Here is a 22072-nt window from a genome sequence, read left to right on the forward strand (position 1 = left end):
GCTCTAGTCTACCCGGACTATTCCTCGGCGCGGGGAAGCCGGGGGATAGCGGCGAGGAGGGTGCGCGTGTACGGGTGCTGCGGATCGGCGAGAACCCGGGCGGTGGGGCCCTGCTCAACGATGCGGCCGTCCTGCAGCACGGCGACCCGATCGCACAGCGCGGCCACGATACTCAGGTCGTGGGAAACGAGTAGGAGCCCGGTCTGGTTATCGTCCGGCACGGCGGCATCCGCGCGTCCGAGGCCGCGCAGCAGCTCGATGATCTGAGTGCGCACCGACATGTCGAGGGCCGATACGGGCTCATCGGCGAGGATCAGCTGCGGGCCCGGAGCCAGGGCGCGCGCAATGGCGATGCGCTGACGCTGGCCGCCGGAGAATGCGTGCGGGTAGCGATCCGCGGCGTCCGCCGGGAGATCGACGGCCCGAAGTAGCTCGCTCACGCGGGCATCGAGGGCAGCCCGATCGCGTTCGATGCCGAGGGAACGGAGCGGCTCGCTGATGCTGCGCCCCACGCTCGCCCGGGGATCCAGCGCGCCGTACGGGTCCTGAAACACGTTCTGCACCGCGCTACGGAAGCCGCGCAGGCCGGCGCGATCGCGCAGGTTGAGGGGCGCGCCACGGAAGCGTACGGCACCTGCGGTGGGGGAGTCCAGACCGAGCAGGAGCTTGAGAATAGTGGATTTTCCGGCTCCGGATTCGCCCACGAGGCCGACGCGTTCGCCGCGGCGCAGCGCGAGTGTGATGCCGTGCAGGGTGTCGGCACCTCGGCCGGGGTATCGGAAGCTCACATCGTCCGCGGCCAGGAGGTATTCGCTCACGAGTGGTTCTCCGTCCGGGGTGCCGGGGCGGTGACCTCGGGCAGGTAAGCTTCGAGGCTGCGCGCGGTGTCCACCAGCAGGCGCGTGTAGTCGGCTGCCGGGGTGGTCAGCAGGGTGCGTGTCGCGCCCTGTTCGATCGTCTCGCCGCCGCGCAGCACCAGCAGGTGTTCGGTCATCCGGGAGACCACGGCGAGGTCGTGGCTGATGAGCAGCAGCGACATCCCGCGCTCGCGCACGGCGGTGTCGAGGAGTTCGAGGATTTCGGCCTGCACGCTGATGTCGAGGGCGGTGGTGGGTTCGTCGGCGATGAGGATGTCGGGGTTGCAGGCGAGCGCGAGCGCGATCGCGACGCGCTGACGCTGACCGCCGGACACCTCGTGAATGTAGGAGCGGGCGATCTTTTCGGGGTCGGGTAATGCCACGGCGGCCAGTGCCTCGATGATCCCGCGCTTCAGCGCGTCACCGCGCAGGCCCCGGTGGTGCGAGAGCGGCCAGGCGAGCTGCTTGCCGATCCGCATCAGCGGGTCGAGGGCGGTCAGGGGCTCCTGGAAGACCGCGGCGATGCCGGATCCGCGCACACCGTTGAGCGTGCGCGGGGAAGCCCCGACGAGCTCGGTGTCGCCGAGACGAATGCTGCCGGTCGCGCGCAGCCCCGTGGGCAGCAGTCCGAGCACGGAGAGCGCGGTGAGGCTCTTGCCCGAGCCGGATTCGCCGATGATGCCGAGGCGCTCGCCCGCGGGCAGGGTGAACGAAACGTCGGAGACCAGCGCGCGCTCCTCCTCGGTGCGCACGGAGAGGCCGTTGACGGTGAGTGTGCTCACTGTGCCCTCCTCAGGGTCGGGTCGAGCTTTTCGCGCAGCCCGTCGGCCAGCAGGTTGGCACCGATCACGGTGACCACGAGCAGGATGCCGGGCAGGATTGCGCTGAGCGGGGCGACGCTCACGGTGGCCTGGGCTTCCTGCAGCAGGCGACCCCACGACGCGTTTGGCGGCGGGGAGCCGAGCCCCAGATACGACAGCGAGGCCTCGGCCAGGACCGCCCCGCCAAACTGCAGCGCGGCGGGCACCACGAGAGTGGGCCAGAGGTTCGGGAGCACGTGCTGCCAGGCGATGCCGAGCGTGCCGGTACCGGAGATGCGCGCGGCGGTCACAAAGTCCTGCGCGAGGATGCGCTGGGTGACCACGCGGGTGAGGCGGGCGATGACCGCCGAGCCGGCCAGACCGATCGCGATGATCGCGGAGTCGAGTGAGGCACCGCGCCAGGCCACGATGAGCATCGCGAGCAGCAGGGTCGGAAACGCGATGGCGATGTCGAGGAGGCTGGTGAGGGCGTCGTCCACCCAGCGGCGGGAGAAGCCGGCGAGCAGGCCGATGACGATGCCGAGGATCGCGGCGATCAGGACCGAACCGATCCCCACGGTGATCGCGAGACGCGCACCGATGATGAGCTGGGTGAAGACGTCGCGACCGAGCTTATCGGTGCCCGCCCAGTGCGTGCCATCGGGCCCCTGGAGCCGGCCGCCGGTGGTGTCGGCCGGGTCAAACGGGGTCCAGAAGATCGAGACGATTCCCGCGAGGACGATGATGCCCAGCAGGATCGCGCCCACGATCAGGTTGAGTGAGCCGAGGGCGCGGCGGCGTGGGCCGCGCGGTGTCGCGGTGGCCGAGACGGCGATGGCGCTCATGCGGACACCTTCCCGCGTCGGTTGCCCGAGAGCGAGGAGCGCAGGCGCGGGTCGAGCACGCGCTGCAGCACGTCGCCGAGGAAGCCGATCACGAGCACGAGGATGGTCGAGAACAGGAGTACTCCCTGAACGTTGGGAAAGTCCTGCTGGCGGATACCGGCGATCAGCATGTCACCGAGGCCGGGCAGGGCGAACACGTTTTCCACCACGACCGCCCCCACAAACGTGGTGGCGAGCTGGATCGCGAGGATTGAGATGACCGGCACGATGCCGTTTCGCAGCGCATGTCGACGCAGCGCGGTGGAGAACGGCTGGCCGAGCGCGCGGGCGGTGCGGAGGTAGTCGCGGTCGAGAATGTCGAGCGTCGCGCTGCGCACATAGCGGGCCAATTCGGAGCCGGACACGATCGCGATGGTCAGCACCGGGAGCGTCAGGGCGGTGAGCGCGGCACCGGGGTCTTCCCAGTCGCGGCGCGGGAATCCACCGGCCGGCAGCACGCCGAGGTTCAACGCGAACAGGGTCACGAGCAGGATGCCCACCCAGAACACCGGGATCGCGCCACCAAGCTGGCTGAGCGCGGAGAACGCGGTGCCGTACCAGGTGCGGGACTTCCAGGCGGCGATGAAGCCCACCGGGATCGCGATGATCACCGAGAGGGCGAAGGAAATCAGGGTCAGCGGCACGGTCACGTTGAGGCGACGCAGGATCTCGTCGGACACGGAGAGGTGCGAGCTGAAGGAGGTGCCGAGGTCACCGCGGAACAGGCCGCCGATGTAGTCGGCGAACTGCACAAAAATGGGTCGGTCAACGCCGAGGGCCGCGGAGGCCGCGCGGATGTCCTCGGGGGTGGCCTCGAGGTTGATCAGCGCGTAGACGGGGTTGCCGAGCAGTCGGAGCACGACGAACAGGACCGTCACCGCGAGCGCAAGGCTCAGCAGCAACAGTCCCGTTCGTCGCAGCAGATAGGATCCGATGAGAGAATCCTAGCCGCGGGCGATCTTGCTCACGTAGAACAGCGAGTTCATACCGTTGACCGGTACGCCCGTGATGTCCTTCGCGGCGACCCGCAGCTGCGGGTTGAGGTACAGCCAGACGCTCGCGGCGTCATCCGAGATCTGCTTGTTTGCCTTGGCGATGAGGTCCGACTGCTCCTGCGGGGTAGCGGCGGCCTCGGCCTCGTCCAGCCACTTCTGGACGTCGGCGTTGTTGTAGCCCCAGTAGAAGTCGGGGTTCTGGTAGAAGTAGATGTCGCGGTCGTTCACGTGGTCCTGCATGGTGGCCTGGAAGTCGTGAGCGCCGTAGACCTTCTCGGCCCACTTATCGTCGGTGATCAGGTTGATCTTCACGTCGATGTTGATCTTCGCGAGCTCGCCCTTGATGAACTCGGCGACGGTGGGGTGCACGCCGGAGTCCGGGGTGTCCAGGGTGAAGGAGAACCCGTCGGCGTGGCCGGACTCGGCCAGCAGCTTCTTGGCGAGGTCAACGTCGTAGGGGTTGTTGTCCTTGAGGTCCAGGTAGCCGGGCTCGGACGGGGGAACCATCGCGCCGATCAGCTGGCCGCGGCCGTCCCAGATGCTCTCGAGGAGCTTCTTGCGGTCGATGGCCGAGTAGACGGCCTTACGAACCTGCACGTTGTCGAACGGTGCGACGCGGTCGTTGAAGGCCAGCAGCTCCTTGGTGGTGGAGGTACCCTCGATGATCTTGTAGTCGCCCGACTTCTCGAACTGCGGGATGGCGTCCGGGCTGGTGAGCGCGGTGATGACGTCTACCTGGCCGGTCAGCAGCGCGTTGTTCAGCGCGGTGGGGTCGGTGTAGTAGTGGAACTCGATACCGGAGTTCTTGGGCTTGTCGCCCCAGTACTTGGCGTAGGGTGCCAGCGAGATCGAGGAGCCCTTGCGGTAGTCCGCGAGGGTGTAGGGGCCGGAGCCATCCTCGGAGCTGGTGAGGTCCTTTGCCTTGTGGTTGATGACCCACACGTAACCGAGGTTGTAGACGAAGCTCGATGACTTCTTCGACAGCGTCACGGTGACGGTCTTGGGGTCGGTGGCTACGACGTTTTCGATGACCGAGAGCTGCTTCTTACGGGCACCGAGCGACTCGGGGCTGAGCACGCGGTTCAGGCTGAATACGACGTCTTCGGCGGTGACGGGGTCACCGGAGTGGAAGGTCGCGTCGCGCAGCGGGAAAGTGTAGGTGAGGCCGTCGTCGGAGACCTTGTAGCCGGTGGCGAGCAGGGGCTCAACCTTGGCGTCGTCGGTGATCCGGAACAGGCCCTCGTACACGTTGCCGGTGAAGGCCTCGGTGATGCCGGAGGAGCCGCCCTTGATGGGGTCGAGGCTCGTGGGCTCGTAGATGGAGCCGACGTTGATCGGGTCCTTGTCGGATCCGGCGGATGCGCCGTTACCGGAGCCGGCGTTGCTGGTGCAGCCGGTCAGCGCAATCGCGGAGATCGCGAGGGCTGCCAGGCCGACCAGCAGTCGGGGGCGTCGGGTTGATGACATGTGTGATTGCTCCTTGTGGAGGATGGGGAGGGGATATTAAAGCGGGGGCGCACGGTTTCGCCCGGCCGAGGCACACGGCTATCCGGGTCGCGGCATCTGCCGCTCGGATGGGCCGGGCAACGAGCGGGGGCTCGCGCGAATGGGCTACAGCGAGAAGCCGTCTGCCCAGATAACCTTCTTCTCACCGGCGTTGATGGCCTCGGTGAAGCGGTTGCTGGCCGGGGGCAGCGGACAGTTCATCTGGTTGGAGAAACCACAGGGCGGAACCACCGCGTGGTTGAAGTCCAGGGTGAGGGGGAACCGGGTGCCGGGGGTCTGATCGGCGGACACAGCCGGACGCGGCACAAACAGGAATCGGCCGGAGGCGTAGCTCTCGCTGCCGCTGGTGGCGTCGGCAAAGACCAGCTGCAGTTGCTCGCCGGCATCGAATGCGGCGAGGCGGTGCTCGACACCGTTCAGGGTGAAGACGATGTCTCCCGAGACGGGCAGGCCGCGGGTGGCACCGGCATCGCGCAGGTGCTCAAACGGCATGAAGCGGGACTCGTCCACGTACTCGAACTCGGCGTCGATGACCCACTCGGGGTTGTAGCCGTAGGAGCCGATGCCCTGGAAGGCCTGCTGAGCGGGGGACCGGGTGTCCCAGATGCGGTAGCCGTGCTCGAGCTCACCGGTGTCGATGTTGTCGCGCTGCAGGCGGCTGAAGATCACGTGCTCGGGCCAGTCGGCGCGGGCGGTCTCCTCTGCCACGGCGTCTTCTCCGGCAACTCCCCAGTGGGTGAAAACCAGCGAGAGCGGGCCGTGGGTGCCGGTCACGTAGGCGGTGCGAGCGCGGTGCCAGCCCTCGAGGGCGGCTGCGGCATCAACGGTGGAGATATCTGCGGAGGTCATTTTTCCCATTTTCCCGGCCTGGGCGAGGCTCGCCCAACCGATGACAAATTATGTCGAAAAGTCGGTCTTACGAGCTGAAATAACCGCGATACGGCCGATTTCATTCCATCTGAGCGGGAAATGTTACGAAGCCCGAAACACTGCGTAAAGCGATTGCCGTACAACACGCCGGTCTGTGGGAGTGCGCGGGGCGGGTGCCCGCATGGTCCGCACCTGGTGTGGGATGCGTGACTGCAGAAACACTGCTCGTGCGAGCGCGCACCGAGTAATCACCCGGATACTCGCGTGTACACGAGAAAACCCCTTACCGGGGTAAGGGGTTTTCCGAACTCAGCGTACGGGTCCGGGCCCCGCACATGTGCCCTCAAATTCACGCTGGAACGTATGGATAAACAAGAGATTGGGGAGCTTCTCGGTGAACCGCGGTTTGCCGTGTATCTGCGCGCAAATCAGGGATACGTGCATGTCGCAGAGATGTCCGCCTAGTCCGTGAATGAGGCCGTTCTCAGAATGAGTGGAACTCGTTTATGGCGACGCATTCAGCGTGTCTCCTGGCAGACTTCCCTAACTTCACGCCGAACTCGACATGGGAAAAGGTGAAGCCGCCGTGATCGGTGATCTACGACGGCTTCCAAACCCACTGCGGCCTCTGCCGGGGGACTATGTCTCCAGCTTAGGCTCGAATGCATGATTCCACAACTCTCGCAGGCCGAACAGAAGGCCATGATTCGTCGCCTGGCCAAACAGAGGTTACGTCGATTCCGTGCAGCTTCGTCGGGAGAACGAGCGGCGATGTCCCTGTACATGTTTGATTTCGAATTGGCGGCTCACCTGCACGCGTCGGTGCGTCTCGCGGAGGTTGTGCTTCGCGAGGGCATCCATCGAGCACTTTCCGCGCATTACGGTGACGACTGGTTTGAGGTCCGCCATGATCTGCTTGACGCCTCCGGTCGACGCGCGTTTGAGCGAGCCGCAACGGCATCAGGGGTCCGGGCACCACCGGGGAAGGTCGTTGCCAACGTCATGCTGGGTACCTGGGTCAACCTCCTTGGGGCGGGTGAGAACCGCGAGGATGGATCGTCGGTGAGCTATTCGAGTGTCCTGTGGGAGCCGGCGCTGAGGTCGGCATTTCCGCTGCCGAGACGAGAGATCGCGCGTATTGCCCAGAGAGTGAATTGGGCACGAAATCGAATAAGTCACTGCGAGCCGGTTGTCTTCGGGTTCCCGATGCCAGGCCTCGGCGATGGAACGGCCCAGGTGAGACGATCGCCCGGGCTAATTCTCAATGATGTAAGAGTCTTAGTCTCAACTGTGGCTCCAGGCCTTGGGCTGTGGATGGATCGCTGGGATGAGACCGAAGAATTGCTCACAAGTCCGCTACTGAAAGATGCACTCGACTTTATCGCTCGCGATCCGGGTGTCACGCTCGAGCGTTAGGTGGTTTTCGACTGATGCGTCAGTGGTGCTTACCGCAGCACCCGATAGCTCGAGGTGACGAATCCATTTTCCGCCACGGCGGTGCCGCGGTGTTCGAGGCGGGCCTCGGGAATGCCGGCGGCGAACAGGGGCAGCCCCGAGCCGAGGATGACCGGGATGCGGGTGATGGTGATCTCATCGATGAGGTCGCGGTCGAGGAACGAGCGGATGACGCCGCCGCCGTCCACGTAGACGCCGCGCGATTCTGCTGCGGCAAGGAGCGACAGCGCCGCGTCAAGGTCACGCACAACGGTGACATTGGGGTCATCCGTCGACAGCGTCGAGCTCAGCACGATCACGCGGTGATCGGGGTACGGCCAAAAACCGAACGTGAGCACCTTTTCATAGGTGGCGCGGCCCATCACGAGGGAGTCCACCGAGGTCATGAAGGCGTCATAGTCGGTGATGGCACCCTCAGCGGAGTGCGCGGGGCCGTGCTCGGCCGCGGGTGTGACCTCCTCGAGCCAGGAGATGTCGCCGTCTGGTCGGGCGATAAAGCCGTCGATGCTGGCCGCGATGAATACGCGGCCGGTGAAGGTTCGGGCAGAGGTTTCGGTCTGAACGGTCATGGCTCCACGCTATCGCGAGCCACCGACGGTGGGCGGGTAAGGCTCGCCTTGCTCGACACTCCGTCAAAATCGAGTTACATTAGACAGGTCAACAGACAACTTTGATGACGTGACCCGAGAGACCCGGCGAGAGGAGACGCGATGCCGACCACCCTGCAGCCCGCACCGCGTGCCTCCCTGGCCGACGGCGTGGCCACCCAGTTGCGCGAAGCTCTGGCCGCCGGCACGTTTGAGGTGGGCACCAAGCTGCCCACCGAGCGTGAGCTGACCGAGTCGTTCCGCGTGGGTCGCACCACCATTCGCGAGGCCGTGCGCGCGCTCGCCGCCGAGGGTCTGCTGGTGAGCCGCCAGGGTTCCGGCGTATTTGTGGCCGCGCGTACCCCGCTGGCCTCGCTCGAGCGTCGGCTATCCGCGGCGTCGCTGCTGGACGTGCTGAACACCCGCTACGCCCTGGAAACCCACGCCGCCCGACTAGCCGCCGAGAACCGCGACGATGCCGAGGTTGCGGCACTGGATGCCCTGCTGCGCGAGCGCGACACGCATCCGTCCGGCTCGCCCGCGTTCGTCGCGATCGACTTCGACTTCCACCGCGCCATCCTGGTCGCCAGTAAGAACGGTGTGCTGGTTGACGTGTTTGATGCCCTGGCCTCCCGCCTGGCCGACGCCTTCGCCGACGTGGTCGAGTTTGAGCTGAGCGATGACATCCTGGCCGAACACACCGAGGGGCACCACGGCATCGTCCGAGCCATCGAGCGTCGGGATGCCGACGCGGCCGGACGCATCTCGGGGGAGATCCTCGCCGACACGATTCGGCTGGTGTCCCGTGGTTAGAACTCGCACCACCGTCGCCTTCCGGTCGGTTCTCCTCCTTCGTCGCCGCGACGAGGTTTAGCAGAATCGGAACCCTCGTCGCGGAGTCGCATCGTCGCCCTCCGGTCACCCCACAGTAGTTACCAAGCGAAAGCACCCACCATGAGCACCTCAACAAAACCCCGCACCCTGGCCGAGAAGGTCTGGGATGACCACCTCGTTGCCAAGGGTGAGGACGGCACCCCCGACCTGATCTACATCGACCTGCACCTGGTGCACGAGGTCACGAGCCCCCAGGCCTTCGACGGCCTGCGCGTGGCCGGTCGTCAGCTGCGTCGCCCCGACCTCACCATCGCCACCGAGGATCACAACACCCCGACCTGGGCCATCGACAAGCCCATCGCCGATCTCACCAGCCGCACCCAGATCGAAACCCTGCGCAAGAACTGCGCCGAGTTCGGTGTGCGCCTGCACTCGCTGGGTGACATCGAGCAGGGCATCGTGCACGTCGTGGGCCCGCAGCTGGGCCTGACCATGCCCGGGATCACCGTGGTGTGTGGCGACTCGCACACCTCGACCCACGGCGCCTTTGGTGCCATGGCATTCGGTATCGGTACCAGCGAGGTGGAGCACGTCATGGCCACCCAGACGCTGCCGCTGAAGCCGTTCAAGACCATGGCGATCAACGTCGAGGGCACCCTGCGCCCGGGCGTGACCGCCAAGGATATCGTGCTGGCGATCATCACCAAGATCGGTACCGGCGGCGGCCAGGGCTACGTCCTGGAGTTCCGCGGCAGCGCGATTCGTGCGCTGTCGATGGAGGGTCGCATGACCATCTGCAACATGTCGATCGAGGCCGGCGCGCGCGCCGGTATGGTCGCCCCCGACCAGACCACCTTCGACTATCTGGAGGGCCGCGTTCACGCGCCCAAGGGTGCCGACTGGGACGAGGCCGTGGCCTACTGGAAGACCCTGCCGAGCGATGAGGGTGCGGTCTATGACGCCGAGGTCTTCCTCGACGCCGACACCCTGGAGCCCTTCGTCACCTGGGGCACCAACCCCGGTCAGGGCGCCTCGCTGAGTGACCCGGTTCCGAACCCCGCCGACTTCGCCGACCCGAACGAGCGCGCCGCCGCCGAGCGCGCGCTGGAGTACATGGACCTCACCGCGGGCACCCCGCTGAAGGAGGTACCGGTGGACGCCGTGTTCATGGGCTCCTGCACCAACTCGCGGATCGAAGACCTGCGCGCCTTCGCCTCGATCATCAAGGGCCAGAAGAAGGCCGACGGCGTGCGCGTCATGGTGGTTCCCGGATCCGCCCGCGTCCGCATCGAGGCCGAGGCCGAGGGCCTGGACAAGGTCATCAAGGAGTTTGGTGCCGAGTGGCGCTTCGCCGGCTGCTCGATGTGCCTCGGCATGAACCCGGACCAGCTGGCCCCGGGCGAGCGCTGTGCCTCGACCTCCAACCGCAACTTCGAGGGCCGTCAGGGTAAGGGTGGCCGCACCCACCTGGTGTCCCCGCTGGTGGCTGCCGCCACCGCGATTCGTGGCACCCTGTCCAGCCCCTCCGACCTGGCCGATCTGGCCGTCGCTAAGTAAGGAGTATCCCCATGGATAAGTTTGAAACCGTCACCGGGATCGCCGCTCCGCTGAAGCGCTCCAACGTCGACACCGACCAGATCATCCCCGCCGTCTACCTCAAGCGCGTCACCAAGACCGGCTTCGAGGACGCCCTGTTCGCCGGCTGGCGCACCGACCCCGAGTTCGTGCTGAACCAGGAGCCCTACCTGGGTGCACAAATCCTCGTTGCCGGTGCCGATTTCGGCACCGGATCGAGCCGTGAGCACGCCGTCTGGGCCCTCCGCGACTTCGGCTTCAAGGTGGTGCTGAGCCCCCGTTTCGCCGATATTTTCCGCGGAAACTCGGGTAAGCAGGGTCTGCTGGCCGCCGTGATCAGCGAGGAAGACCTCGAGGCAATCTGGGCGATCCTGGAGGAGACTCCCGGCATTAACATGACGGTTGATCTGGAAGCGAAAACCGCGACCGTCGGCGCGCTGACCGTACCCTTCGAGGTTGACGATTACACTAGGTGGAGACTGCGCGAGGGCCTGGACGACATCGGCCTGACCCTGCGCAACGAAACTCAGATTTCGACGTTTGAGGAAACCAGGGCTTCCTGGCGCCCGAAAACGCTGCCGATCCCCGCTCCCTCGGGAGCGCCCACAGAATAGACGGATACACCGGGTGAACTCTCTCCTTCAGGATGCCGCACGAGCTGGCGCAAGCGTTGGCATGGCCGCCGACACCATCACGATCACCGGCGGTACGCCGCTGAACGGTAGTGTGCGGGTGCGCGGCGCGAAAAACCTCGTCACCAAGGCGATGGTTGCGGCCCTGCTGGGGGAGACCCCGTCCACGCTGCGCGACGTTCCGAAGATCTCCGATGTTCGGGTTGTTCGTGGCCTGCTGGGCGCACACGGTGTGAAGATCACCGACGGGGAAGAGGATGGCGAGCTCATCCTCGACCCGTCGGCGGTCGAGTCCGCTCACTTTGCGGAGATCAACGCGCACGCGGGTTCTAGCCGCATCCCGATCCTGTTCTGCGGGCCGCTGCTGCACCGCCTGGGTGAGGCCTTCATTCCCGACCTCGGTGGCTGCCGTATCGGCGACCGCCCGATCGACTTCCACCTCGACGTGCTGCGCCAGTTCGGTGCGATCGTTGAGAAGCTGCCCAGCGGCATCCGCCTGTCGGCACCGCAGCGTCTGCGCGGCACCAAGGTTGAGCTGCCCTACCCCAGCGTTGGCGCGACCGAGCAGGTGCTGCTGACCGCGGTGCGTGCCCAGGGCACCACCGAGCTGCGCGGCGCGGCCATTGAGCCCGAGATCATGGATCTCATCAACATCCTGCAGAAGATGGGTGCGGTCATCTCGGTGGACACCGACCGCGTGATCCGCATCGAGGGTGTGGACCACCTCGAGGGCTACACCCACCGCGCACTGTTTGACCGCAATGAGGCCGCCAGCTGGGCCGCCGCGGCCCTGGCCACCGAGGGTGACATCTTTGTTGCCGGTGCGAAGCAGGCCGAGATGGGCACCTTCCTCAACGTCTTCCGCAAGGTCGGTGGTGTGTTCGAGATCAAGGACGACGGTATTCGCTTCCGTCACCCCGGTACCCCGCTGAACCCCGTCATCATCGAGACCGACGTGCACCCCGGCTTCATGACCGACTGGCAGCAGCCGCTCGTCGTGGCCCTCACCAAGGCCACCGGCGTCTCGATCGTGCACGAGACCGTGTACGAGCAGCGCTTCGGCTTCGTCGACGCCCTGATCGAGATGGGTGCCACCATTCAGGTGCACCGCGAGTGCCTCGGTTCGCAGGCCTGCCGTTTCGGTCAGCGTAACTTCCAGCACTCCGCCGTGATCTCGGGACCGTCGTCGCTGCGTGCGGCCGACATCGCCGTGCCGGACCTGCGCGGTGGCTTCTCGCACGTGGTGGCCGCGCTGAGCGCCGAGGGTGCCTCGCGGGTGTCCAACGTGGGCATTATCAGCCGCGGATACGAGAACTTCTTCGAAAAGCTGACCGCTCTGGGCGCAAACTTCACCCTCGAGGCGTAGGTTAGAAACGTGACCAGCGTGACGCGCGTGCATCGCGACCCCGAGGGCCGAAAGCTCGCCAGATCTCCCGAGAAGAGCCGGCCCTCGTTCCTGTGGCCGCTCGCCGGCTTGGTGAAGCCGCTGACGGTTCCGCTGTTCCGTCTCGACATTCGCGATGCCTATAAGCTGCCGCGTTCGGGTCCGTTCATTCTCGCGCCCAACCACTATTCGGAGATTGACCCGATCGTGGTGGCGCTGGCCGTCTGGAAGATCGGTCGTGCGCCGCGTTTTATGGCCAAGGCCGGGCTCTTTAAGAACCCGGTGCTGGGCTGGATCCTGCGTTCGGCCGGCCAGATTCCGGTCGAGCGGATGGGTTCCACCCGCGGCAACGACCCGATTTCGGCCGCCGGCCGGCTGGTTGAGACCGGGCAGGGCGTGATCATTTATCCCGAGGGCACGCTGACCCGCGAACCGAACCTCTGGCCGATGCGCGGCAAGACCGGCGTGGCTCGGATGGCGCTGACGCACAACCTGCCGGTGTATCCGATGGCGCACTGGGGTACCCAGGAGGTTATGCCGCGCTACGGCAAGAAGATCTCGCTGTTCCCGCGGAAGAACATCAAAATTGTGATCGGTGATCCGGTCAACCTCGACGAGTTCCTGGGCAAGCACCAGGACTCGACCGTGCTGCACGGTGCAACCGAACAGGTGATGGTGGCGATAACCTCGCTGCTGGAAACCCTTCGAGAGGAAGAGGCCCCGGCCGAACGCTGGGACCCGAGCAAACACAATCAGACGGAGACCGGTCGTTTTGACGAAGCGTAGTACCACCGCCCCCACCCGAGTAGCCGTGCTGGGCACGGGAAGCTGGGGTACCACGTTTGCGAAGATCCTCGCCGACGGCGGGGCGGATGTGTACATGTGGGCCAGGCGGCCCGAGGCCGCCGCGGCCATCGATCGCGAACACCGAAATGCCGAGTACCTTCCGGGCGTGACCCTGCCGGCAAACCTGCACGCCACCTCCGATTTGAAGGCCGCCATCACCGGTGCCGCCGTGGTGTTCATTGCCGTGCCGTCGCAGGCGCTGCGCGATAACCTCACGGCGATCAAGCCGCTGCTCGGCCGGGACACCATCGTGGTGTCGCTGATGAAGGGCGTCGAGAAGCAGACCGGTCTGCGGATGAGCCAGGTCATCGAGCAGTGCCTTGAGATCGAGCCCGAGCGCGTCGCCGTGGCGAGCGGGCCGAACCTCGCGATGGAGATCGCGAAGGAGCAGCCCACCGCCGCCGTGGTGTCTTCGATTTCCCTCGAGACCGCGCAGGAGGTGGCGCTGCTCGCCCGCAACCGCTACTTCCGCACCTTCGTGAACACCGACGTGATCGGTACCGAGTTTGGTGGCGTGCTGAAGAACCTCATCGCGGTGGCCATCGGCATCGTGGACGGTGTGGGGTATGGCGAGAACACGAAGGCCTCGATCATCACCCGCGGCCTGGTCGAGATGACCGACTTCGCGGTGGCCCAGGGTGCCCAGGCCGAGACGCTGTCCGGGTTGGCCGGGTTGGGCGACCTCATCGCGACCTGCCAGAGCCCGCTCTCGCGCAACAACACCGCCGGAAAACTCCTCGGTCAGGGCTACTCGCTGGCCGCCGTGGTCAAGCAGATGCAGCAGACCGCCGAGGGCCTCGCCTCGGTGGCACCCGTGCTGGAGATCGCCGCCGCCAGTGGCGTCGAGATGCCGATCGTACAGCAGGTGAAGCGCGTGATTGAGGGCACCATGGATCCGCGAGACATCGCCCCGCACCTGACCACCGCCTCGGATGAGCCGCAGAGCGAGCACGGCCTCGGCGAAACCGGAGAGATCACCCCGCTGGGTGGCGGATCGGTCAAGCCCGGTTCGGGCCTGTGGCGCCGCCTGTTCGGTTCGCGCTAGCGAACCTCGCTGACGTTCAGGCACTTCGATACCTGGGGGAGTCGCCCCACCGAGGAGCCGAGGTCGGAGAGCACCGCTGTGCCCGAGACGCCGCCCTTTTCGGGGTCGGAGCTGATGAAGACCTCCACGGCAGGGTTGCGGCCGTAGGTGGTGAAGCGGAAGAGCTGTTCCTTCTCGCGGGAGTCATCGAACACCCAGTCGACGCCGTCCACGGTGACGCAGCGATCGGTGGTGGGGCCGGGCGGGGTGACGCCGCAGTGCAGCAGCACGGCGGCGGGATCGCCCCAGGCACCGGTGGCCTGGGCGTTGGTGCGACGCTTGTCGAGGCCGGCGAGGGTGTCCGGCAGTGTCAGGGTGACCTCGGCGCAGCGCGGATTGTTTGAATCCTCCGCGGGCTTCATCGGCACCTCCTGTGCGCACCCCGTGAGGGTGAGGGCGGCAACGCCCACGGCGATCAGGGTGAGGATGGAGCGAGAGGGCGCAGACATGGTCCCTCCAGGTTACCGTGGAACCCCCGCCGCGCCGTCCACTACACCCCGGCAGCACCCGATAGCGTGGGGGTATGTCCGAAACCCCCGCCGCCGAAACGCCCCGTCTCGTTCGAGACGCGAGCGAGTCTGAGATTCTCGACCGAATCCTGCCGCGCTATGCCGCCGCGGCCACGGCCGAGGTGGGCCCGGGGGACGACGCCGCCGTCATGCGCCAGCAGGGCGAGCGATACGTGGTGACTACCGACATGATGATTCACGGCCCCGACTTCCGCTGGGCCTGGCACACGCCGTTCGAACTGGGGTGGAAGGCCGCGGTCACGAACCTTGCCGATGTCTACGCCATGGGTGCACGCCCGACCGGCCTCGTGGTGGCCATCGCGGCCACCGCGGACCTCCCGCTCACCGCGCTCGAAGAGCTCGCCGACGGTCTGAGCGCCGCCTGCGCCGAACTCGCGCCGGGCTGCGCGGTGGTGGGCGGAGACCTCTCGGTGTCGGATACCTTCACCCTCGCGATCACCGCGTTTGGCGATCTCGAGGATCGCGCGGCCGTGCTGCGCTCGGGGGCGCGCCCCGGCGACGTCATCGCCCTGGCCGGGGACGCGGGCCGGGCGGCCCACGGGCTCGACTTGCTCTTTGCCGAGGGCGTCGACGCCCAGGGCACACCGGATGCCGCGGCCACCGCCGCCCTGCGCGCCCGCGAGCCCGAACTCATCGCCGCTCAGCTGGCCCCGCGGCCGCCCCTGCCGGCTGGAATCGACGCGGCGCGCGCCGGTGCCACCGCGATGATGGATGTCTCCGACGGCCTCGCCCTCGACGCATCGCGTATTGCGCGCGCTAGTGGGGTTTCCCTGAACCTGTTCTCCGGTGCGTTTACCGCGGAACCCAACCTCGAACGGGCCATTCGCGGCGGAGAGGATCACGCGCTGCTGGCGACGTTCCCCGCGGGGGCCGCGCTCCCCGCACCGTTCCGTGCAATCGGTGTGGTGGGAGAGGGCTCCGGGGTGCTGTGCGACGGGGTGCCCCTCGACGGAAAGCTCGGCTGGGATCCGTACACCGCCTGGGACGGTCAGCGCGGATAGGTGCCCGTTACCCTCCCGCCCAAAAGATCACGTGAGGTATCTTTGTAGGGATGAACGCGCACGCCGGGTGGCGGCGCACGGTCAACCCGGGGGAAGACATGTCACTCACACGACTCATTGCCGCAACGCTGATCTCGGCGGTATTCGGCGCCGCTATTGGTGCGGCTGTGTTCGGCGCGGCTATCGGCGTCGACCTTATGGCCAGCCCCGGTGTGGGAGGCTTCCTTGCCTGGGCCCTGTTTGGCGGGGTCCTGGTGGGCTCGGTCACCGGTTTCTGCGCGTTTCTCTCCGGATACATCGCGTGGACCATGCTGCGGAACGTGAAGCGAAGCCTGCGCATCGCCCTCACCGCCGGAATCTCTGCCCTCGTGGGCACCTCCGTGGTGGCAATCGCTGAGCTTCAGCTGAGCCCGGTAAACCCGATGACGCTGCCCGCTCTGGCCGGCGCACTGATCCTCTGCGTCGCGAGTGTGGGTGCCGTGACCCAGGGCGAGCGCTGCGATCGCATGGTGGCGCAAAACATGACAGGGCGGGCCGCCCTGGGCCTTAGCCGCGTGTAACGCTCGTGTGCCGTGCCGTGCCGCGGCGAGCGTTCTAGGCGCTAGCCTCGGCCCACCACACGGTGGTTTCGCCATACTTCTTCTGCACGAAGCGCTCCAGGCCCGCGGGCCAGGTGGGCTCGGGGGAGCGCGTGCTGCGCTCCACCACGACCAGGCCGTCCTTTCGGAGGCGGCGCGGCAGCGCGGCCAGCAGAGCCGTCAGCTCATCCTCGGTGTAGTCATAGGGCGGGTCGATGAAGACCAGATCGTAGTCCTCTGAACCCTCGTCGAGGTAGGGCTGCGCGCCGCGCACGACCACCCGGATGTCGGCGCGACCGATGGCCTGGGTGAGGGTCTTCGCGTTCTGCGTGCACACCTTCGCGGCCGAGGCGGCCTTTTCCACCAGCACGGCGCTCGCAGCTCCGCGGCTGATGGCCTCGAGGGCCAGGGCACCGGAACCGGCAAAGAGGTCGAGGACGTGCGCATCGTCGAGGTAGCCGCGGGACTCGAGCGCGGAGAACAGTGCCTCGCGCACGCGGTCGCTGGTGGGACGGGTGCCCGCGGAGGGAACCTTGAGGGCCAGGGAGCCGGCGCGGCCGGAAACGATACGAGTCACCCGGCAAGTTTAGCGGGCGGTCGCGCGCGGTAGGTGCCGACGGGAACGCGGTGTCGGCGGCGACCCATAGACTGGACGCATGAGTGTCTCCGCCGTTGACGCCCGCCTCGACGGGGTTCTGGGTGGCCGCACGGCCGCCGCGTTTGAGCGTGCCTTTGACGTGCACACCGTCTCCGACCTCCTCACGCACTATCCGCGCCGCTATGCGAAGCGTGGCGAGCTCACCGCGCTCGACAGCCTGCCGCTCGGGGAGTCGATCACCATCGTGGCGGACGTCATCGAGGTGCGCGAGCGCACCATGCGCGCGCGTCGCGGTTCCATCCTCGAGGTGAAGATCACCGATGGCCGCGGTGTCCTGGTGCTCACGTTCTTCAATCAGGCGTGGCGCGCAAAAGACCTCGTGCCCGGTGCCCGCGGCATCTTCGCCGGCAAGGTGGGAGACTATCGCGGCACGCGGCAGCTCGCCCATCCCGACTACGAGCTGTTCGATCCGGCCGAGCGCGAGCTCGATTCCGGCGATGCGAGCGCCAACCGCTGGGCAAATCAGCCCATCCCCATCTACCCCGCCACCGCGACCGTGGCGAGCTGGCAGGTCGCGAAGGCCATCGGCGTGGTGCTCGATGCCCTGCCCCCGCTCGAGGACGCGGTGCCGGCCTCGGTACGCGAGCGCGAGAAGCTGCTGTCCTATCGCAAGGCGGTCGAGCTGATCCATCGCCCCGAGCAGGACGCCGACTGGAAGCAGGCCCGGCACACCCTGCGCTATCGCGAAGCCTTCCTGCTCCAGGCCGCGCTGTTGCAGCAGCGTGCCCGTGCTCGCGTACACCCCACGACGGTGCGTCAGGCGAGCCCCGGCGGCTACCGGGATCGCCTCGACGCCGCGCTTCCGTTCTCCCTGACCGACGATCAGCGCACGGTCTCGGCCGAGATCGAGCACGATCTCGCGCAGGATGCCCCGATGAACCGCCTGGTGCAGGGCGAGGTGGGCTCGGGTAAAACGCTCGTGGCGCTGCGCGCAATGCTCGCGGTAGCCGATTCCGGTGGCCAAGCGGCACTGCTCGCACCCACCGAGGTGCTCGCGAGCCAGCACCTGCGCTCGATCGTGAACTCCCTCGGGCCGGATCTGGCCGCCGAGCTCATGCCCACCCTCCTGACCGGCGCGATGCCCCAGGCCGAGCGTAAGCGTGCGCTGCTGCGCGTGGTGTCCGGTGCGGCGAAGATCGTGATCGGAACGCACGCCCTGCTGTCCGATAACGTGCACTTCTACGATCTGGGCCTCGTGGTGGTGGATGAACAGCACCGCTTCGGCGTGGACCAGCGCGAAACCCTGCGCGAGAAGGGCCACCGGCCGCCGCATACGCTCGTGCTCACCGCGACGCCGATTCCGCGCACGGTTGCGATGACGGTGTTTGGCGACCTCGATGTGTCCACGATTGCGCAGCTGCCCGCGGGCCGGCAGCCGATCGAGTCGTTCGTGGTGCCGCTGGCCGATCGCCCCGGCTGGATGGGGCGCGTCTGGGAGCGCATGGGGGAGGAGATCGCGCGCGGGCGGCAGGCGTTTGTGGTGTGCCCGGCGATCGATCCGGACCCCTCGACCGAACCGGTTCCCGAACCGGAACCGATCGCCGCCCCCGAACCCACAACCACGGGCCGCCGCGCGCCGCTGAAGGTCGCCGCCGACGTGCACGCCGCCCCGACCACCGGCGGCCGCGGCTCGCGGCAGAGCCCGGATGAGCAGGCCGGCCCCGGCCCCGCCGATCCCGCGCTGGCCGAGGGGGATGCTCCGGTGCGTCCCCGTGCCGCGGTCGAAACCGTGCTCGCCGAGCTGCGGCAGACCCCCGCCCTGGCGGGGCTGCGCATCGAACCCCTGCACGGCCGCATGAGTGGTGAGGAGAAGGACGCCACGATGAGGGCGTTCCAGGCGGGCGAGATTCATGTGCTCGTCGCCACCACCGTGATCGAGGTGGGTGTGGACGTCGCGAACGCCTCCACGATGGTGGTGCTCGACGCCGACCGCTTCGGAGTCTCCCAGCTGCACCAGCTGCGCGGCCGCGTGGGCCGAGGAGGGCTTCCCGGCCTGTGCCTCCTGGTAACCGCCGCCCCGCAGGAAACCACCGCCCGAGAACGGGTTGACGCCGTGGCCTCGACCCTCGACGGCTTCGAGCTTGCCCGCATTGACCTCGAGTTGCGCCGCGAGGGCGACGTGCTCGGCAGCGTGCAGTCCGGTGGACGCTCCTCACTTCGGCTGCTGCGGGTGGTGGATGACGCCGAGATCATTCAGCGCGCCCGAGAGGATGCCGGATTGCTGGTGGGCACGGATCCCGAACTCACCGATCAGCCGCTGCTGCGCGAGGCGCTCGACCGTCAGGTGGATGCCGCCGCGCGGGCCGCGCTGGCGAAGAACTAGCCGACGCGATTCGCAACCCGGGGAAACTTTCCGGTTTCTTCTGGGAGTTCCCTGATGGTTACTGGTGCTTGGGGGAGGGGTGACCGATAGGGTGAAGGCATGAAGCGGATTGCCGTTGTCCCCGGATCCTTTGACCCCGTTACGCTCGGGCACCTGGATGTCATTATTCGCGCGGCGGGCCTCTACGACGAGGTTCACGTGCTGGTTGTTCACAACCCCGGCAAGTCGGCGCTGTTGCCGATCGCCCAGCGGGTGTCCCTGATCGAAACCGCCCTCGCCGATGCCGGTGCCCCCACCAATATCGTGGTGGCGTCCTGGAGCATGGGCCTGCTCGTCGACTACGTCACCGATGTGGGCGCGCAGGTGCTCGTGAAGGGCATCCGGTCGCAGATCGACGTGGCCTATGAGACGCCGATGGCGATCGTCAACCGCAACCTCGCGGGCGTTGAGACGGTGTTCATGCTGCCGAACCCGGCACACGCGCACGTATCGAGTTCCCTGGTGCGTCAGGTGTCCGCCCTCGGCGGCGATATTGCGCCGTATGTGCCCCCGGCTGTGGCGCGCTTCCTGACGGCACCGCACGCCGTAGACGTCCGGTAACGCGGAGACCTCGATGTCCGCCGCGCTGGCCCAGCTGGGGTTCTCGGTTCCGATCATTGCCGCGCCGATGGCCGGTGGCCCGAGCACTCCGGCGCTGGTGTCCGCGGTCGCCGATGCCGGTGGGCTGGGCTTCGTGGCCGCGGGCTATCTGAGCCCGGATGCACTGAGTGCTCAGCTGGAACAGCTGAGTGGACGCCGCTTCGGCATCAATATTTTCGCCCCAAACGACGCCGACCCGGGCATCGACCCGGCCGTCTATGCCGCCTACCGCGAGCAGCTGTTGGCCGGGGGTGGGATCGATCCGGCCCTGCTGCCGGCGACCCCACAGGAGTCCGACGATCACTTCGCCGAGAAGGTGCGTATCGCCCGGGCCAGTGAGGCGGCGTTTGTGTCGTTTACGTTTGGATACCCGGATCCGGCGATCATCGAACGCCTGCAGGCGGCGGGTAAGCGCGTGGTGCTGGGCGCAACCTCACGTGAGGGCATCGATGCCGTGCGCGATACCGGGGCCGATGTGCTGAGTATTCAGGGCCCGCGCGCGGGTGGGCATCGCGCCACCGTGCTCGGGATCGATGGGGAGGATGCCGACGATCAGGACCTTCTCGAGCTGATCCGCTACGCCCGATCCCGCTCCGACCGGCCGATTTTTGCCGGCGGCGGGGTGGCCGACGCCGCGGATGTTCGAGACATCCTGTCCGCCGGTGCGACCGCCGCGCAGGTGGGCACCCTGTTTCTCGGGGCGACCGAGGCGGGCACCAAGCCTGCCCATCTGGCGGCCCTGCACGATCTGCGTCATCGTGCCACGGTCCTTACCCGCGCCTTCACGGGGCGAACTGCCCGCGCCGTGAGCAATCAGTTCACCGAGGCGTTTTCCGATCACGCACCCACGATGTATCCGGCGCTGCACTTCCTCACCGCGGCGGTGCGCGCTCAGGCCGCGGCGCAGGCCGATCCCGAGCAGCTGCACCTGTGGGCGGGCGCCGGTTTCGAGGGTGTGCGGGTGGCCCCGGCGGCGGAGATCATGACCTCGCTGGTGCGGGACATCCCTGCGGCGCGCTAGCGGCCTTCGGCTTCCACGACACGCCGAACGGATGGGTGGGAGCGAAAATCTCTCCCCCTCGTTCTGAGGGATATCGCTTCCCGCGGTCGACCCGCTACGCTGAACCCCACCGCATGGTGCGTTAATCCCGCCCCGCGGTTCCCGAGGAAAGGTGATGTTCATGGCGGTAGTGCCCGACACGTTTCATGCACCGTCCGGAAACGACTTTGCGGGCATGGCGGGGTGGATCACCGGGGAGAGCGCCTCGATGATGCTGTGCGTCGGGGCAGTTTTGCTGCTGGGAATGAGCCTGAGCGTCATTTTCGGGCGTCGACCGTCCCGCAAGGTCAACTCGGGCGTCGTAGCGCCGCAGAACCGCGCCTAGCGCCGCATCCGTTATGCGTCTGGCGAACCGGGAGCCCACCTGGGGATTCAGCCTGTAGACTTCCACACGTGAGATACGTGAAAAAAGGCCCGCTTGCGGTCAATGTTCGAGACCTTCACGGTCGTCCCGGCGAAATGCGGGAGCAGGAAATCACCCTCACTCTGACCGAGCAGTTTGGTGAGGGTTTGATGGTGGTTCCGGCCGGGAAAGACCTGAGTGTTCAGGTTCGACTCGAGTCCGTTCACGAGGGTATTTATGTGACGGCGCAGGTCGAAACCGAGGCCGTCGGAGAGTGCGGACGATGCCTGGATCAGTTCACTGAGCCTGTCGAAGTCGAATTTGCCGAGCTTTTCGCGTACTCTAGTGATGAAGCCTCCGAGCATGAGGTTCACGATGACCACGTGGATCTTGAACCTCTGATCAGAGATGCAGTGGTTTTGTCACTGCCGTTTCAGCCGGTTTGCCGGCCAGACTGCCCCGGTCTCGATCCCGAGACTGGCGAGCGTCTGGCAGATATTCCGGACTATGAACCCCGTGTAATCGTTGACCCTCGCTGGGCCGCGCTCGCGGAGTTTTCCCCAGACCAGGGCGCCGGCACTCCGGACGCCGGAAACACAGAAGAGAGATAAGTCATGGCTGTTCCCAAGCG

The 22072-nt window shown here is 66.8% G+C and carries 23 protein-coding genes; 14 read left to right on the forward strand and 9 right to left on the reverse strand.

All coding sequences use genetic code 11. The features are described from left to right. Positions 1–17: 17 nt before the first annotated feature. The 6 genes from D9V32_RS06870 to D9V32_RS06895 form a co-directional block, all read right to left on the reverse strand. Complete coding sequence (locus tag D9V32_RS06870; protein WP_121648144.1) at positions 18–818, reverse strand: ABC transporter ATP-binding protein; 801 nt, start codon at positions 816–818, stop codon at positions 18–20. After that, the gene (locus D9V32_RS06875; RefSeq protein WP_121648145.1) at positions 815–1639 is read right to left on the reverse strand and encodes an ATP-binding cassette domain-containing protein; all 825 of its coding nucleotides are present in this window, start codon (positions 1637–1639) and stop codon (positions 815–817) included. The genes D9V32_RS06870 and D9V32_RS06875 overlap by 4 nt, the downstream gene beginning before the upstream one ends. Continuing rightward, positions 1636–2502, reverse strand: a complete 867-nt coding sequence (locus D9V32_RS06880) for an ABC transporter permease (RefSeq protein WP_121648146.1) — start codon at positions 2500–2502, stop codon at positions 1636–1638. Before D9V32_RS06880 ends, D9V32_RS06875 begins: the two co-directional genes overlap by 4 nt. Beyond that, positions 2499–3476 carry an ABC transporter permease gene (locus tag D9V32_RS06885; protein ID WP_121648147.1) on the reverse strand — a complete coding sequence of 326 codons (978 nt, stop codon included), beginning with the start codon at positions 3474–3476 and terminating at the stop codon, positions 2499–2501. Before D9V32_RS06885 ends, D9V32_RS06880 begins: the two co-directional genes overlap by 4 nt. 9 nt (positions 3477–3485) lie before the next feature. After that, positions 3486–5003, reverse strand: a complete 1518-nt coding sequence (locus D9V32_RS06890) for an ABC transporter substrate-binding protein (protein ID WP_121648148.1) — start codon at positions 5001–5003, stop codon at positions 3486–3488. Between the two features lie 144 nt (positions 5004–5147). Beyond that, a complete protein-coding gene (locus D9V32_RS06895) occupies positions 5148–5891 on the reverse strand; it encodes a DUF1684 domain-containing protein (RefSeq protein WP_245982128.1) in 744 nt (247 codons plus the stop codon). Between the two features lie 687 nt (positions 5892–6578). Between D9V32_RS06895 and D9V32_RS06900 the strand changes: the two genes are divergently transcribed. Continuing rightward, a complete protein-coding gene (locus D9V32_RS06900; protein WP_147440416.1) occupies positions 6579–7328 on the forward strand; it encodes a hypothetical protein in 750 nt (249 codons plus the stop codon). 29 nt (positions 7329–7357) lie between these two features. Here the strand turns inward: D9V32_RS06900 and D9V32_RS06905 are convergent, their stop codons facing one another. Then, the gene (locus D9V32_RS06905) at positions 7358–7936 is read right to left on the reverse strand and encodes a dihydrofolate reductase family protein (RefSeq protein WP_121648151.1); all 579 of its coding nucleotides are present in this window, start codon (positions 7934–7936) and stop codon (positions 7358–7360) included. Between the two features lie 141 nt (positions 7937–8077). Here D9V32_RS06905 and D9V32_RS06910 point away from each other — a divergent pair, with 141 nt between their 5' ends. The 6 genes from D9V32_RS06910 to D9V32_RS06935 all read left to right on the forward strand — a co-directional run bounded on the left by D9V32_RS06910 (position 8078) and on the right by D9V32_RS06935 (position 14270). After that, the gene (locus D9V32_RS06910; protein ID WP_121648152.1) at positions 8078–8767 is read left to right on the forward strand and encodes a FadR/GntR family transcriptional regulator; all 690 of its coding nucleotides are present in this window, start codon (positions 8078–8080) and stop codon (positions 8765–8767) included. A gap of 141 nt (positions 8768–8908) precedes the next feature. Then, positions 8909–10345: a 3-isopropylmalate dehydratase large subunit gene (gene leuC / locus D9V32_RS06915; RefSeq protein ID WP_121648153.1), complete on the forward strand. Its 1437-nt coding sequence runs from the start codon at positions 8909–8911 to the stop codon at positions 10343–10345. An 11-nt stretch (positions 10346–10356) separates the two neighbouring features. Then, the gene (gene leuD / locus D9V32_RS06920) at positions 10357–10977 is read left to right on the forward strand and encodes a 3-isopropylmalate dehydratase small subunit (RefSeq protein ID WP_121648154.1); all 621 of its coding nucleotides are present in this window, start codon (positions 10357–10359) and stop codon (positions 10975–10977) included. Between the two features lie 13 nt (positions 10978–10990). Further along, entirely contained in the window at positions 10991–12361 is a 1371-nt protein-coding gene (gene murA, locus D9V32_RS06925; protein ID WP_245982130.1) for a UDP-N-acetylglucosamine 1-carboxyvinyltransferase, read from the forward strand. A 9-nt stretch (positions 12362–12370) separates the two neighbouring features. Continuing rightward, on the forward strand, positions 12371–13165 hold the full coding sequence (locus D9V32_RS06930; RefSeq protein WP_245982132.1) for a lysophospholipid acyltransferase family protein: 795 nt from the start codon (positions 12371–12373) through the stop codon (positions 13163–13165). After that, a complete protein-coding gene (locus D9V32_RS06935; protein ID WP_245982134.1) occupies positions 13152–14270 on the forward strand; it encodes an NAD(P)H-dependent glycerol-3-phosphate dehydrogenase in 1119 nt (372 codons plus the stop codon). The genes D9V32_RS06930 and D9V32_RS06935 overlap by 14 nt, the downstream gene beginning before the upstream one ends. On the opposite strand, the gene D9V32_RS06940 is transcribed toward D9V32_RS06935, so the two are convergent. Next, complete coding sequence (locus D9V32_RS06940) at positions 14267–14758, reverse strand: DUF3515 domain-containing protein (RefSeq protein WP_121648157.1); 492 nt, start codon at positions 14756–14758, stop codon at positions 14267–14269. The two genes, D9V32_RS06935 and D9V32_RS06940, sit on opposite strands and share 4 nt — an antisense overlap. Positions 14759–14832: 74 nt before the next feature. Between D9V32_RS06940 and thiL the strand changes: the two genes are divergently transcribed. Next, positions 14833–15840 carry a thiamine-phosphate kinase gene (gene thiL / locus D9V32_RS06945; protein WP_121648158.1) on the forward strand — a complete coding sequence of 336 codons (1008 nt, stop codon included), beginning with the start codon at positions 14833–14835 and terminating at the stop codon, positions 15838–15840. Between the two features lie 98 nt (positions 15841–15938). Further along, positions 15939–16400 carry a hypothetical protein gene (locus D9V32_RS06950; protein WP_121648159.1) on the forward strand — a complete coding sequence of 154 codons (462 nt, stop codon included), beginning with the start codon at positions 15939–15941 and terminating at the stop codon, positions 16398–16400. A 34-nt stretch (positions 16401–16434) separates the two neighbouring features. On the opposite strand, the gene rsmD is transcribed toward D9V32_RS06950, so the two are convergent. After that, complete coding sequence (gene rsmD / locus D9V32_RS06955) at positions 16435–16995, reverse strand: 16S rRNA (guanine(966)-N(2))-methyltransferase RsmD (RefSeq protein ID WP_121648160.1); 561 nt, start codon at positions 16993–16995, stop codon at positions 16435–16437. Between the two features lie 79 nt (positions 16996–17074). Here rsmD and D9V32_RS16470 point away from each other — a divergent pair, with 79 nt between their 5' ends. The 5 genes from D9V32_RS16470 to D9V32_RS06980 all read left to right on the forward strand — a co-directional run bounded on the left by D9V32_RS16470 (position 17075) and on the right by D9V32_RS06980 (position 22052). After that, a complete protein-coding gene (locus tag D9V32_RS16470; RefSeq protein WP_245982137.1) occupies positions 17075–19399 on the forward strand; it encodes an ATP-dependent DNA helicase RecG in 2325 nt (774 codons plus the stop codon). A gap of 99 nt (positions 19400–19498) precedes the next feature. After that, the gene (gene coaD, locus D9V32_RS06965; RefSeq protein WP_121648161.1) at positions 19499–19999 is read left to right on the forward strand and encodes a pantetheine-phosphate adenylyltransferase; all 501 of its coding nucleotides are present in this window, start codon (positions 19499–19501) and stop codon (positions 19997–19999) included. A 13-nt stretch (positions 20000–20012) separates the two neighbouring features. Next, positions 20013–21059 carry an NAD(P)H-dependent flavin oxidoreductase gene (locus tag D9V32_RS06970; protein ID WP_121648162.1) on the forward strand — a complete coding sequence of 349 codons (1047 nt, stop codon included), beginning with the start codon at positions 20013–20015 and terminating at the stop codon, positions 21057–21059. A gap of 160 nt (positions 21060–21219) precedes the next feature. Continuing rightward, positions 21220–21423: a hypothetical protein gene (locus D9V32_RS06975; protein WP_147440417.1), complete on the forward strand. Its 204-nt coding sequence runs from the start codon at positions 21220–21222 to the stop codon at positions 21421–21423. Positions 21424–21557: 134 nt separating this feature from the next. Continuing rightward, positions 21558–22052: a YceD family protein gene (locus tag D9V32_RS06980; protein ID WP_121648164.1), complete on the forward strand. Its 495-nt coding sequence runs from the start codon at positions 21558–21560 to the stop codon at positions 22050–22052. Positions 22053–22072: the final 20 nt, after the last annotated feature.

It is taken from the genome of Mycetocola tolaasinivorans (genome assembly GCF_003667565.1).
In the GTDB taxonomy this organism is placed as follows: domain Bacteria; phylum Actinomycetota; class Actinomycetes; order Actinomycetales; family Microbacteriaceae; genus Mycetocola; species Mycetocola tolaasinivorans.